Origin of the sequence: Burkholderia puraquae, assembly GCF_002099195.1 — a bacterium.
Lineage (GTDB): Bacteria > Pseudomonadota > Gammaproteobacteria > Burkholderiales > Burkholderiaceae > Burkholderia > Burkholderia puraquae.
In genome coordinates this window covers 262851-275930 of record NZ_NBYX01000002.1, presented here as the reverse complement: position 1 = coordinate 275930, position 13080 = coordinate 262851, and the positions used below count along the sequence as shown (strand labels likewise).

Below are 13080 nucleotides of genomic sequence, written 5' to 3'. Positions count from 1 at the left end.
TTTTCTGATTGCGTCAGTCCGGTGCAAGCACTGGCGCACGTGCAGGCAATCAAAGCCGGCACGATCGCCGGGCAGCCTGCCACCACCGCCCGGACGATCGCCGTCACGCGATCCGAGCCTAGCCTTCCCCGGGCGGCGCACCGTCATCATCCGGCGAAGGCCCCTGCCCCGCCGCCGCTTTCGCGGCCGCCCGCAGCAGCGCGATCTGCCCGCGATAGGCCCTGCAGCCACTGCAGGTCGGCAGGTGTACACGCACCTGCAGGCGTTCATGCAGGGTCAGATGCCGGTCGAGCGCATCCGACAGCAGTCGCGTCACGTCAGTACATTTCCCCGGCAGCATCTTCGGTCGTCAGTCCTTTTTCGCTCAGGCAGGTTCGCAGGCGCGTGCGCGCCCGATACAGCAGCACGCTGCAATGATTCGTCGTCAGCGTCAATTCGCTGCAGATGTCCGTTATTTCGACGTCGAGGAATTCGCGCATCATGAACACGCGCCCGATCTGTTCCGGCAGGTGATCGAGGCAGGCCTGGAACAGTATCCAGAACTGCTGCTGCTGCAACAGCGTTTCGGGGCGCGCCCATGGTCGCGGCTTCGCATGTGCGGCCCAGTGTCCGTTTTCCTTGAACAGCTCGCGATCGAGCACCGATTCGCCGTCGAGTTCGGCATCGAGCGCGGACAGGTTCACCGTCCGCTGCCGCGCACGCAGCACGTCGATCAGCTTGTTGCGCAGGATGCCGAACACCCAGGTCTTGTGCGCCGACAGCCCGGCGAAATCGCCTGCATGCGACCACGCGGCGGCGAGCGCTTCCTGCACGGCGTCTTCGGCCGCATCGGCATCGCGGAGCTGGAGTCGCGCGAAGCGCAGCAGGTCGCGCCGCAGTTGCGCGAGATAGGTGGGGTCGTCGTAGGCGGACGGCATGTCTGGTTGCGGTGTCTCGAGGCAAGCGCACGTGCGCCACCAAATGGGCGCGTCGCGGTGCGAGCAGCTTACTGGGCGCGGTGCCGGCCCGCAATGCATGTTCCGTCACGAATTCACGAAACCGGCCGGCGCGCTGCGCTATGCTTGCCGAACCCAGTGCCGCGTGCCAGCGACGACGCGCGGCGGGCAGTCTGTAACGTCAGAACATAATGGCCGAGTTATCCACAATTTCTGTGGAAAACCTTGTGGAAAGTCGGCCGGCCGGCCCCGTGGGGCGGTTCGCGGGCTGGCTTGCCTATAAACAGACCTTTGTCGCTTGTTCGGAAGCAATCGATCCGATTCCTCACTCACCGGAAGGAGAATGCCATGTCATATCGCATCGCTGTGGTCGTCGGCAGCCTGCGTCGCGCTTCATCGAACCGCGCGCTCGCGCACGCCGTGATCTCGCTTGCCCCCGCCGATTTCTCGTTCGAGTTCGTCGAGATCGGCGAGCTGCCGCTGTACAGCCAGGATTACGACGCGGATTTCCCGGAAGTCGCGAAACGCTTCAAGCAGTCGATCGAAGCTGCCGACGCGCTGCTGTTCGTCACGCCCGAGTACAACCGCTCGATTCCGGGCGTGCTGAAGAACGCGCTCGACTGGGGGTCGCGCCCGTGGGGTTCCAACTCGTGGTCGGGCAAGCCGGGCGCTGTGCTCGGCACGTCGCCGGGTGCAACGGGTACAGCGCTGGCGCAGCAGCACCTGCGCAACGTGCTCGCGTACCTCGACGTGAAGACGCTCGGGCAGCCCGAGATGTTCATCAAGCACGACCCGGCACGCATCGACGATCAGGGCCAGATCGTCAGCGAAGACACCCGCAAGTTCCTGCAGGGCTTCGTCGATCGCTACACGGGCTGGGTGCGCTTGCTGAAGTCGGCCTGAGCGTCGCACCCGTTCACGCCGCCGCCGGCGCCGGCCCGCACGCAGCGGGTCACGTGCCGGCGTGCCGCGCGTCGCGCGCTTCGCGGATGCCCAGCAGGATCTCGTCGAGCAGCGCGATGTCGAACGGCTTCGACAGCACGCGGACGTTGACGGTGCGCGTGCGGTCGAGTTCCTCCGCGTAACCCGTGACGAGAATCACGGGCAGCTTCCCCGGCCGCTTCTCGACCGCTTCGGCGAGGTCGATGCCGTTCAGGCGGCCCGGCATGTGGATATCCGAAATCACGAGATCGAACGCGTCGTTGGCGGCTGCGCCTTCGATCAGGCGCAACGCGTCGTCGGCGGTGGGCGCGTAGGTCACGCGGTGCCCGAGCAGCGATAGCAGCGCTTCGGTACCGGCCGCGACTTCGCTATTGTCCTCGACGAGCAGCACGTGCAGGCCGGCGAGCGCGCCCGCACCCGCGTCGTGCACGACCGCCGGCGGCCGCGCGACGACATCCTCGGCACGCGCGCGCGGCAGGTAGAGCCGCACCGACGTGCCGGCACCGACCGCGCTGTCGATCGTCGCGAGGCCGCCCGAGCGTTCGCAGAACGCGAACACTTGCGGCAGGCCGAGCCCCGTCCCCATCCCCTGCGCCTTCGTCGTGAACAGCGGTTCGAACGCACGCGCGAGCACGTCGGGCGCCATGCCCGAGCCCGTATCGTCGAGCGAGATCTGCACGAAATCGCCGGTCAGCGGAAAGCCGTCCTCGCGACGCAGCGTCACGTTGCGCGCGCCGACCGTGAAGCGGCCGCCGGCCGCCATCGCGTCGCGCGCGTTGACCGCGAGGTTGATCACCGCGAGCTCGAGCTCGGCAACATCGACGCGGATCGGCCAGACACCGGGCTCGATCGCGACGACCAGCGACGATTTCGAACCGAGCGACGTCTTCAGCAGTTCGCGGCACGTGCCGACCCATTGGCCGACGTCGATCGTCTCGTTGTGCAGCGGCTGCTTGCGCGCGACGCCGAGGAGCTGGCGCGTGAGCGACTGCCCGTTCTTCAGCGCGCGTTCGATCGCGCCGAGTTCCTTGTCGAGATGCTGGACCCCGCGCCGCCGCGCGATCTGCACGTTGCTCGAGATGATCATCAGCAGGTTGTTGAAGTCGTGCGCGACGCTGCCGACGAGGTTGCCGAGCGCCTGCATCTTGCGCGACTGCCGGTATGCCGATTCGATCGAGCGCCGCATCGACGCTTCGGCCTGCCAGCGGTCCCACGCCTCCTCTTCCGCCTTCAGCCGCTTGAGCGACAACCAGATCACGGACCACAGTGCGACCGACGGCGCGAACATCGAGATGAACAGCACGCTCAGGTGTTCGTACCATTCACGCCAGATTGCCGATGTGCGGTACGCGCACGTCACGTAGACGGGATAGCTGCCGACCTGGCGATACGCGACGATCTCGCTCGCGCCGTCGTGACGCACGCGCACGACGCCGGCGCGCGGATCGTTGCGCGCGTCGCCGAACGTGACGGCGCGATCGGTGTGCGCGAGTGCCGGCGGCGGCGGATACGACGCGATCACCGCACCGTCCGAGCGCGCGAGCGCCATCGTCATCGGCGTGCTGGCCCCGCCGAGCAGGTCGCGATAGAACGCGTTGAAATACGACGACTTCAGCGCGATCGATACCATCCCGGCGAACGAACCGTCGCTATGGCGCCGCGCGACACCCGTGTTGAACACGGGAATGTTCTCGAGCTTGAGCGGCCCCATCATCAGCCGCGAGATGTGTTCGATGACCTTGCCGTCGCGAATGCCGGCGAAGTCGTCGCGATTCGCGATCGACGCATAGGGCGCCGGATAGTAGAGGCTGTTCGCGAGCAGCATCCCGCTCGCGCCGAAGATCGACACGGCGGCCACCTGCGGATAGCCGCCGCCGATCGTGTTCAGCGCTTCGTGGATGTCGGACTCCCGGTTGCGCACGGTCGCGTCGTCCATGTCCTGCACGAGATCGACGATGCGCGCATCGAGCGTTTCGCTCAGGTCGAACACCTTGAGCGCGTGCTCTTCGGCCACCCGCACGGTGCGCATCGTCACGTCGCTCGCGGCAGCCTCGCGCGTCTTCAGGTCGTTGTACGCCATCACCACGACGTAGATGCAGGGCAGCACGATCGCCGCGACGAGCAGCACGATCAGCGTTACGCGGCGCACCGCGAAATCGTGCTCGGGCGCACCGGACGCATAGTTGCCGTCGTCCTGCCAGTCGTCGGCGGGCGGGGAGGCGGGAGCGTGGGAATCGGCGGGCCGGTCGGACGTCATCGAGGAAGCGGGTGAGGCGGAGGTGCCTGCCATCATAAACGAGTTGCGACGGCCCGCTGCACGGCCCCGGACGCCCGCCATCCTGTCGATTCCGGCAGGAGAAATTGTCAGATTGAAAACGCGACGAATCCGGCAGCGCAAACGTACACAAGGAAAAATTTTGCGTGCTTATCTCGAAAATGGTCGTGACTGTTTTCGGAATGGCGTGCGTTTTGACCGATTCTGTTCGAAATGGTGAAAATGGCGAGTTGCATCGCCTCCGGTTTACTCCGAGAATCGCGCCTTGCTTTCCCTATGACAGATATATGCGCTCGCCGGTGTTCGCCGCGCGGCGCGTCGCGCGCACCCGCGTCGCGACGCCCGCGCGCGGCCGCAAGGCGGTTGCCCGCGCCCGAACGCATCGGCCCTCAAGAAGCGCGCCGCGCGGTCGTTAACGCGAGAGAGACCATTCCGTATACCGCATCGCCCCATGCCTTTGCCGATTGTAATTGCCGACGATTCGCTGCTCGCTCGCAAACTTCTGACAAAGGCGCTGCCGGGAGGCTGGGACGTCGATGTCGCGTATGCCGCGAATGGTCGAGAGGCCTTGGCGCTCTATCGTGACGGCAAAGCTTCCGTAATGTTTCTTGACCTGACGATGCCCGACATGAGCGGATATCAGGTCCTGGAGACACTGCGCCACGAAGATCTGAACACGTTCGTGATCGTGGTATCCGCCGATATTCAGCCGCAGGCACAAGCACGCGTGCGCGAATTGGGCGCGATCGCATTCGTAGCCAAGCCCGTGACGTCGGAGGCATTGCTGCCCATTCTCAAGGAGTATGGGTTGTATGCCTGAATCGGTGTTCACGGCGGAGCAACGCGACGCGTTGCAGGAGATCGCCAACCTTGCAATGGGCCGCGCCGCCGCGCGGCTCGCGCTGTTGCTCGGGCACTTCATCGAGCTGTCGGTGCCGCGCGTGCGGGTCGTGAAAGCGGCCGACGCGGGCGACGCGCTGCGCGAGATGACGGGCATTCACGACAACGTGACCGCCGTGCGCCAGGGTTTCCGTTCCGACATCAAGGGCGAAGCGATCGTGCTGTGCCGCACCGCGAGCATCGCGCGGCTCATGTCGGTCGTCGACCGCACGTTCGGCGACGGCGTGTACGGCGGGATGGCGACACCCGACGAAGTCGTGTTCGACGTCGCAAACGTGCTGATGGGGGCGTGCGTCGCGTCGATCCTCGACGAGCTCGGCCGCAAGCCCGTGTTCTTTCCGCCGGGGCTGCTCGGCGCGAACGTGTCGTTCGACGACGTATTCCAGCCGACCGAGCTGGCATGGAGCGTGGCATTGCTGCTGGAAGTGAACTTCGGGCTCGAGGATCACGCGTTCCGGGCCCACTTCGTGATGTTGATGGCCGAGGATTCGATCCGGCTGATGGGCGACGCGCTCGACGCGTTGCTGTCCGCGCTATGACGGCCGCCACCCCGTCGCTGAGCGACCTCGTGATCGAGCGGGTGGGCTTCGGCCTGTTCGTGCTCGATCGCGCGATGACCGTGCTGATGTGGAATCGCTTCATGCAGGACCACAGCGGCATCCCGGCCGCCGACGTGATCGGCCGCAACCTGTTCGACTGCTTTCCCGACCTGCCGCGCGCGTGGCTGTCGCGCAAGCTCGAGAGCGTGTTCCAGCTCGGCAGCTTCGCGTTCAGCTCGTGGGAGCAGCGGCCCTACCTGTTCCGCTTCGAGCACGACCGGCCGATCACGGGCGGCGTCGACTACATGCAGCAGGACTGCACGTTCATGCCGCTCACGCGCGGCCGCGACGTCGAAGCCGTGTGCGTGACGATCTCGGACGTCACGCACGTGAGCGTGATGCAGCGCGAGCGGGAGGAAGCGGTCGCGAAGCTGCGCGAACACGCGAATCGCGACGGCCTGACCGGCATCGCGAACCGGCGTTTCTTCGAGGCGCGGCTCGGCGACGAATTCGCGCGCTGGCAGCGCTACGGCGGCGACATGTCGGTGCTGCTGTTCGACCTCGACCACTTCAAGACGATCAACGACCGTTTCGGGCACGCGGCCGGCGATGCCGTGCTGCGCGAGACGGCGCGCCGCGTCGCGTCGATCGTGCGCGCGCAGGATACGTTCGGCCGCTTCGGCGGCGAGGAATTCGCGCTGCTGCTGCCGTGTACGAATCTCGACGAGGCGATGCTGGTGGCCGACAAGGTGCGCGATGCGATCGGCAGCATGCCGGTCGACGCGGAGGGCGTCAGCGTGCCGGTGACGGCGAGCGTCGGCGGTGCGTGTGCGAAGACGGGCGCGCCGACCTGCGACGTGCTCGTCAACGAGGCCGACGCCGCGCTCTATCGCGCGAAGCGGCTCGGGCGCGACCGGTCGGTCGCGTACGCATAGGCGGCGCATCCGCCCCGCCGTGCGCGGAGCGGATGCGTGCCGCGCTCAGCTTTTCGCGATGTCGGCCAGCACGCCGGCCAGGACGGCCGGTTGCGACATGAACGGCGAATGGCTGCTGTCGAGCTGGTGCACGTGGGTCGGGTTGCCGGGCACGAACGCGTCGGCTTCGTCGATGAAGCGCTGCTGCAGCGCGGGCAGGATCACGCGATCCTGCAGGCACTTGATGTAGTGGCGGTCGATCGCGCCCCAGCGTGCGGCGGTCGTCGGGATCGCGGTCGCGAACGGCGCGGCCGGCACGTCGCAGGTCATCAGGTTCGCGACGGCCTCGAAGTCGGCCTGCGGCACGTCGTCATACAGCGCGCGCTTGGCGAGCTCGCGATACGCGGCGTCGCCGCTGCGCGGATCGATGCGCAGCGCACCGGCGACGCGCGGGCTCGCGAGCATCAGCGGGCCGAGCATTTCACCCGTGTTCTCGGGGGCGCGCACGTAATCGAGGCCCGGCACGCCCGACGCGGGCATGAAGGCCGCGAGATAGACGATCTTCGCGATCTTTTCGGGCGCGCGTTCGGCGGCCGCCGTGATCGCAAGGCCGCCCATGCTGTGCCCGACGAGCACGACCTTGCCGTGGCCGAGCGCGTATGCGTCGTCGACCGCCTGCATCACCTGCGTCGCGTAATCGTCGAGCGTCGTGTTCGCGACCGGCGACGGCTCGGCGCCGAACGCGTCCTTGTCGAGCGGGCGTGCGGAGTAGGACGCGGGAAAGCGGGCATTGATGCCGTGCGCGGGCAGGTCACGCGCGATCGACAGGTGGCCGCGCGCGGCCAGCGCGGCCGCAACGTGCGCGTAGCACCACGCGCCGTGCCAGGCGCCGTGCACGAGCACGAAAACGGGATGATCGGACTGCGGGGTGGCGCTTGCGTTCGTCTCCATGATGTCCGGGTCTTTAGATTTTGAGAAAGGTGTCATCTTAGACGAACCCGCGCGCGCCCAGACGGGCCGGTTTTGATCCGTCCCTCTTGTCTCGTGCAGGCCACGTTTCGTCCGTATCCGATATGAATTTATTCCGAAGCGCGCTAATTTGTGGCTTTGCTCGCGATTGCTCCCCATGAACGTCGACTACCTCTTCTACCGGAAGCCGGACAAGCCCGGCCCCTACTCGCTCGACGACCTGGGCGACATCGCGCCGCCGATCGGCCCGGGCGACCTGGTGCGTGCTGGCATCGCGCGCGTGTTCGCGCAGATCGACTGGCAGGAATCGCCCGATGTGCCGGGGGCGTGGTTCGGCACGGGCGGCGCGGTTTTCCAGTTCACCGCGGAGCCCGACGGCCGCGTGACGAGCTTCATGGGCTCGCGCCTCGAACGCCGCTCGATGCTGCAGCTCACCCGCGAAATGGGGCTCATTGCGCTCGACCTGCAGCGTGACATCGTTTACGGCTGACGCGCCGCGCGGAACCCGTTCCCCCGAGGCCGCCGTGCCGGCCCGACAGCGGTGCCCGGCGCCCCGCCGGACGTGGCGCGTGTCCGCCATCGAACTTCAAAGATTGCTATACTTTCGCCCAATTCCGGCTTCCGGCCGGTAATTTGTGCCTGTCTGCGTCGATCGTTCGCATATCTCGCACGCATTTGACACCCTGACCATCCCAGCCGGGCATGGCTTCTTCAATCGCCCCGCGTGGGTGTCTCCGTGGAGCTCGTCTTGGCCGTTTCCAATTCCGTCGTGGACGAACAAGAAACCGACGCTGCTGCCGTCACATCGGGCAGTTCTTTCTATCTTGCGATGCGCATCCTGCCGGCCGCGCAGCGCGATGCGATGTTCCAGGTCTACGCGTTTTGCCGCGCGGTCGACGACATCGCCGACAGCGACCTGCCGCGCGCCGAGCGCAACGCGGGCCTCGATCGCTGGCGCGCGGACATCGACGCGTGCTTCGCCGGCCGCCCGCCGCGCCACCTGGCCGCGCTCGACCGCGAGATCCGCGCATTCAACCTGCAGCGCGACGATTTCCACGCGATGATCGACGGGATGGCGATGGATGCGGTCGAAGACATCTGCGCGCCGGACGAACCGACGCTCGACCTCTTCTGCGATCGCGTGGCGAGCGCAGCCGGCCGGCTGTCGGTGAGGATATTCGGGATGCCTGAAGCCGAAGGAATCACGCTGTCGCATCACCTCGGCCGCGCGCTGCAACTGACCAACATCCTGCGCGACATCGACGACGATGCGGCGATCAACCGTTGCTACCTGCCGCGCGAGCTGCTCGCGCGCGAAGGCATCGCGATCACCGATCCGGCGACGATCGTGCGCGATCCGGCATTGCCGCGCGTATGCGCGACGCTCGTCGAGCGCGCGCTCGAGCACTTCCGCCAGGCCGACGCGGTGATGGATACCTGCCCGCGTGCGCAGGTGAAGGCGCCGCGCATCATGTCGGGCGCGTATCGCTGCATTCTCGAAGCCGCGATCGCACGCGGCTTTGCCTTCCCGCGCGCGCCGCTGCGCAAGCCGAAGGCGCGCATGCTGATGATCGCCGCGCGCTACGCGCTGTTCTGAGCCGACCGACTCGATGCCCAGGACCGTCCACGTGATCGGCGCCGGCCTTGCCGGCCTGTCGGCCGCGGTCGAGCTGCAACGCCGCGGGCGACGCATCGTGCTGCACGACGCGCACGCGCATGCGGGCGGCCGCTGCCGCTCGTGGTTCGACGGGACGCTGAACACGACGCTCGACAGCGGGCTGCACACGGTATTCGCGGGACAGCCCGCGACACAGCGCTACCTGCGCGCGATCGGCGCGGCCGACCAGCTCGCGGGGCCCGCGCTGCCTGAATTCCCGGTCGTCGACGTCGCGTCGCAGCAGCGCTGGACGCTGCGCTTCGGCAACGGGCGCTGGCCGTCGTGGCTGTTCGATGCCGCGTCGCGCGCGCCGGGCACGACGCCGCTCGACTACCTCGCGCTTGCCCCGCTCGCGTTCGCGCGCATGGGCCGCTCACTCGCACAGACGATGCGATGCGACGGCATGCTGTGGGAACGTTGGCTGCGGCCGTATTTCCTCGGTGTGCTGAACGTCGAGCCGCGCCACGCGAGTGCCGAACTCGCGCGCGCGGCGCTGTACGGCACGTTTGCCGCGGGCGGCCCCGGTTGCCGTCCGCTCGTCGCGCGCCACGGCCTCGGCAGCGCATTCGTCGAACCGGCGCTGCGGATGCTGCAGCACGGCGGCGCGCAGATCCGGCTGAACTCGCGGCTCGACGCGTTCGAATTCGGCGCGCACGGCAATGCGGTCGATGCGATCTCGGTCGGCGGCGAGCGCATCGATCTCGCGCCGGGTGACGCCGTCGTGCTGGCCGTGCCGCCCGAGGTCGCGCAGCCGCTCGTGCCCGAACTCACCGCGCCCGATACGTTCAGCGCGGTCGTGACCGCGTATTTCGCGGTCGAAGCGCCGGCCGGCACTCCGCTGCAGACGGCCGTGGTCAACGGTGTCGTCGATACGGTGCGCACCGGCGGCGGCCAGCTCGCGGCGACGATCCGCGACGCGGGCCGCTGGCTCGACACGCCGCGCGACACGCTCGCGCGGCGCATCTGGGAAGACGTCGCGCGCGTGACCGGCGCGAACCCGGAAACCATCCCCGCGTGGCAGCTCGTCGTCGAGCCGCGCGCGGGCTTTGCGGCGGTGCCGTCGCAGGAAATGAAGCGTCCGGCCGTGCGTACGCGCTGGACCAATCTTGTGCTGGCGGGCGACTGGATTGCCACCGGCTTGCCCGCCACGATCGAGGGCGCGATCCGCTCCGGCCAGCTGGCCGCGGACGTGCTCCAGACACAATAAGAGAGGGACCGATGAACGATCTCACCGAAATGGCTGTCCTGTCCGCCGGCGCCGTGCCGGCCGGCGTCGACTCAGCCGTCGCGCGCGCGACCGACGCGCTGCTGGCCGCGCAGAACGCGGATGGCCACTGGGTCTACGAACTCGAAGCCGATTCGACGATTCCCGCCGAATACGTGCTGCTCGTCCACTATCTCGGCGAGACGCCGAACCTCGAACTCGAGCAGAAGATCGGCAAGTATCTGCGCCGCATCCAGCAGGCGGACGGCGGCTGGCCGCTGTTCACCGACGGTGCGCCGAACATCAGCGCGAGCGTGAAGGCGTATTTCGCGCTGAAGGTGATCGGCGACGACGAGAACGCCGAGCACATGCAGCGTGCGCGCCAGGCCATCCACGCGATGGGCGGCGCCGAGATGTCGAACGTGTTCACGCGCATCCAGCTCGCGCTGTACGGCGCGATTCCGTGGCGCGCGGTGCCGATGATGCCGGTCGAGATCATGCTGCTGCCGCAGTGGTTCCCGTTCCATCTGTCGAAGGTGTCGTACTGGGCGCGCACCGTGATCGTGCCGCTGCTCGTGCTGAACGCGAAGCGCCCGCTCGCGAAGAATCCGCGCGGCGTGCGCATCGACGAGCTGTTCATCGATCCGCCCGTCAACGCCGGGCTGCTGCCGCGCCAGGGTCACCAGAGCGCCGGCTGGTTCGCGTTCTTCCGCGTGGTCGACCATGCGCTGCGCGCGGTCGACGGCCTGTTCCCGAGCTACACGCGCGAACGCGCGATCCGCCAGGCCGTGTCGTTCGTCGACGAGCGCCTGAACGGCGAGGACGGCCTCGGCGCGATCTATCCGGCGATGGCCAACGCGGTGATGATGTACGACGTGCTCGGCTACGCGGAAGATCACCCGAACCGCGCGATCGCGCGCAAGTCGATCGAGAAGCTGCTCGTCGTGCACGACGACGAAGCGTATTGCCAGCCGTGCCTGTCGCCGGTATGGGACACGTCGCTCGCCGCGCATGCGCTGCTCGAAACGGGCGACGCGCGTGCCGAGGACGCCGCGATCCGCGGCCTCGAATGGCTGCGCCCGCTGCAGATCCTCGACGTGCGCGGCGACTGGATCTCGCGCCGCCCGCACGTGCGGCCCGGTGGCTGGGCGTTCCAGTATGCGAACGCGCACTACCCGGACGTCGACGATACGGCGGTGGTCGCGGTGGCGATGGAGCGCGCGCAGAAACTCAAGCAGAACGACGCGTATCGCGATTCGATCGCGCGCGCGCGCGAATGGGTTGTCGGGATGCAGAGCAGCGACGGCGGCTGGGGGGCGTTCGAACCGGAAAACACGCAGTACTACCTGAACAACATCCCGTTCTCGGATCACGGCGCACTGCTCGATCCGCCGACGGCCGACGTGTCGGGCCGCTGCCTGTCGATGCTGTCGCAGCTCGGCGAGACGACGCTGAACAGCGAGCCGGCCCGTCGCGCGCTCGACTACATGCTCAAGGAGCAGGAACCGGACGGCAGCTGGTACGGCCGCTGGGGGATGAACTACGTGTACGGCACATGGACGGCACTGTGCTCGCTGAACGCGGCCGGCCTGACGCCGGACGATCCGCGCATGAAGCGCGGCGCGCAGTGGCTGCTGTCGATCCAGAACAAGGACGGCGGCTGGGGCGAGGACGGCGACAGCTACAAGCTGAACTATCGCGGCTTCGAGCAGGCGCCGAGCACCGCGTCGCAAACCGCGTGGGCGCTGCTTGGCCTGATGGCGGCCGGCGAGGTGAACAACCCGGCGGTTGCACGCGGCATCGACTACCTGATCGCCGAGCAGAACGAAGAGGGCTTGTGGGACGAGGCGCGCTTCACGGCGACGGGCTTCCCGCGCGTGTTCTACCTGCGCTACCACGGCTATCGCAAGTTCTTCCCGCTGTGGGCGCTCGCCCGCTATCGCAACCTGAAGCGCGACAACACGACGCGCGTGACGTTCGGGCTGTAACGCGTGGCGACGCAATCCACCGGCACGTTGCCCGTCATCGCCGTGACGGGGATGGCGTTCGAGGCGCGCATTGCGCGCGGCGACGGCGTCGAGGCCGTCTTTGCCGCACGGGCCGACCGGCTCGAACGCGCGCTGACCGAGGCGACCGCGCGCGGTTGCGCGGGTATCGTGAGCTTCGGCACGGCGGGCGGGCTCGCGCCCGACCTCGCGCCCGGCGCACTCGTGATCGCGAACGCGATCGACGGGCCGTTCGGTCGCGTCGAGACCGATGCGGGCTGGAGCGCGCGGCTCGTCGCTGCGCTGCACGACACGCCGGTCTGGGCGCGCGTCACGCGCGGCACGATCGCGGCTGTCGGCGCGCCGGTCGTCAGCGAACAGGAAAAGACCTCGCTGCATCGCGCGAAGGGCGCGCTGGCCGTCGACATGGAGTCGCATATCGCGGCGGCCTTTGCGGCCGCGCGCGGCGTGCCGTTCGCGGTGTGCCGCGCGATCGTCGATCCGGCGTGGCGCACGCTGCCGCGTGCGGCAACGGCCGGCCTGCGCGACGACGGCAGCACGGCGATCCTGCCGATCCTGCGCGAATTGCTGAAGCAGCCGTCGCAACTCGGCCCGCTGCTGCAGGTCGCGAGCGATGCGCGCGCCGCGCGCACCACGCTTATCCAGGCGCGCCACGCGTTCGAGCGTACGGGCGCGATGCGGATCGTCTGAGCGGCGTTCGCTGCCTTTCTCGCCCTTCTCTTCTCTCCCCGGTTTTTCG

13 protein-coding genes are annotated in these 13080 nt (G+C 67.9%); 9 read left to right on the top strand and 4 right to left on the bottom strand.

What is annotated here, in order from left to right:
• Positions 1-118 precede the first annotated feature (118 nt).
• Positions 119-340, bottom strand: a complete 222-nt coding sequence (locus B7G54_RS05620) for a zf-HC2 domain-containing protein (protein ID WP_085038178.1) — start codon at positions 338-340, stop codon at positions 119-121.
• Positions 318-917 (bottom strand): RNA polymerase factor sigma-70, encoded by a 600-nt coding sequence (locus tag B7G54_RS05615; protein WP_085038177.1) that lies wholly within the window; start codon positions 915-917, stop codon positions 318-320. Before B7G54_RS05615 ends, B7G54_RS05620 begins: the two co-directional genes overlap by 23 nt.
• Before the next feature lie 366 nt (positions 918-1283).
• Here B7G54_RS05615 and B7G54_RS05610 point away from each other — a divergent pair, with 366 nt between their 5' ends.
• Positions 1284-1838 (top strand): NADPH-dependent FMN reductase, encoded by a 555-nt coding sequence (locus B7G54_RS05610; protein WP_085038176.1) that lies wholly within the window; start codon positions 1284-1286, stop codon positions 1836-1838.
• Positions 1839-1887: 49 nt separating this feature from the next.
• Here B7G54_RS05610 and B7G54_RS05605 read toward each other — a convergent pair whose 3' ends face one another.
• Positions 1888-4134: a hybrid sensor histidine kinase/response regulator gene (locus B7G54_RS05605; RefSeq protein WP_085038175.1), complete on the bottom strand. Its 2247-nt coding sequence runs from the start codon at positions 4132-4134 to the stop codon at positions 1888-1890.
• A gap of 469 nt (positions 4135-4603) precedes the next feature.
• Here B7G54_RS05605 and B7G54_RS05600 point away from each other — a divergent pair, with 469 nt between their 5' ends.
• The 3 genes from B7G54_RS05600 to B7G54_RS05590 are packed head-to-tail and all read left to right on the top strand — an operon-like array spanning position 4604 to position 6526.
• Positions 4604-4972 carry a response regulator gene (locus B7G54_RS05600; RefSeq protein WP_021161390.1) on the top strand — a complete coding sequence of 123 codons (369 nt, stop codon included), beginning with the start codon at positions 4604-4606 and terminating at the stop codon, positions 4970-4972.
• The gene (locus B7G54_RS05595) at positions 4965-5591 is read left to right on the top strand and encodes a chemotaxis protein CheC (protein ID WP_085038174.1); all 627 of its coding nucleotides are present in this window, start codon (positions 4965-4967) and stop codon (positions 5589-5591) included. The genes B7G54_RS05600 and B7G54_RS05595 overlap by 8 nt, the downstream gene beginning before the upstream one ends.
• Positions 5588-6526 carry a GGDEF domain-containing protein gene (locus tag B7G54_RS05590; RefSeq protein ID WP_085038173.1) on the top strand — a complete coding sequence of 313 codons (939 nt, stop codon included), beginning with the start codon at positions 5588-5590 and terminating at the stop codon, positions 6524-6526. Before B7G54_RS05595 ends, B7G54_RS05590 begins: the two co-directional genes overlap by 4 nt.
• Before the next feature lie 45 nt (positions 6527-6571).
• On the opposite strand, the gene B7G54_RS05585 is transcribed toward B7G54_RS05590, so the two are convergent.
• Positions 6572-7456: an alpha/beta fold hydrolase gene (locus B7G54_RS05585; protein WP_085038172.1), complete on the bottom strand. Its 885-nt coding sequence runs from the start codon at positions 7454-7456 to the stop codon at positions 6572-6574.
• 175 nt (positions 7457-7631) lie between these two features.
• On the opposite strand from B7G54_RS05585, the gene B7G54_RS05580 reads away from it, so the two are divergent.
• From B7G54_RS05580 to B7G54_RS05560, 5 genes are all read left to right on the top strand, one after another.
• On the top strand, positions 7632-7964 hold the full coding sequence (locus B7G54_RS05580) for a hypothetical protein (RefSeq protein ID WP_011353632.1): 333 nt from the start codon (positions 7632-7634) through the stop codon (positions 7962-7964).
• Between the two features lie 258 nt (positions 7965-8222).
• The gene (hpnD, locus tag B7G54_RS05575; RefSeq protein WP_085038404.1) at positions 8223-9071 is read left to right on the top strand and encodes a presqualene diphosphate synthase HpnD; all 849 of its coding nucleotides are present in this window, start codon (positions 8223-8225) and stop codon (positions 9069-9071) included.
• A 13-nt stretch (positions 9072-9084) separates the two neighbouring features.
• Complete coding sequence (gene hpnE / locus B7G54_RS05570; RefSeq protein WP_085038171.1) at positions 9085-10338, top strand: hydroxysqualene dehydroxylase HpnE; 1254 nt, start codon at positions 9085-9087, stop codon at positions 10336-10338.
• An 11-nt stretch (positions 10339-10349) separates the two neighbouring features.
• A complete protein-coding gene (gene shc, locus B7G54_RS05565; RefSeq protein WP_085038170.1) occupies positions 10350-12323 on the top strand; it encodes a squalene--hopene cyclase in 1974 nt (657 codons plus the stop codon).
• Between the two features lie 51 nt (positions 12324-12374).
• Entirely contained in the window at positions 12375-13031 is a 657-nt protein-coding gene (locus tag B7G54_RS05560) for a phosphorylase (RefSeq protein ID WP_244289264.1), read from the top strand.
• The last annotated feature ends 49 nt before the right edge of the window (positions 13032-13080 follow it).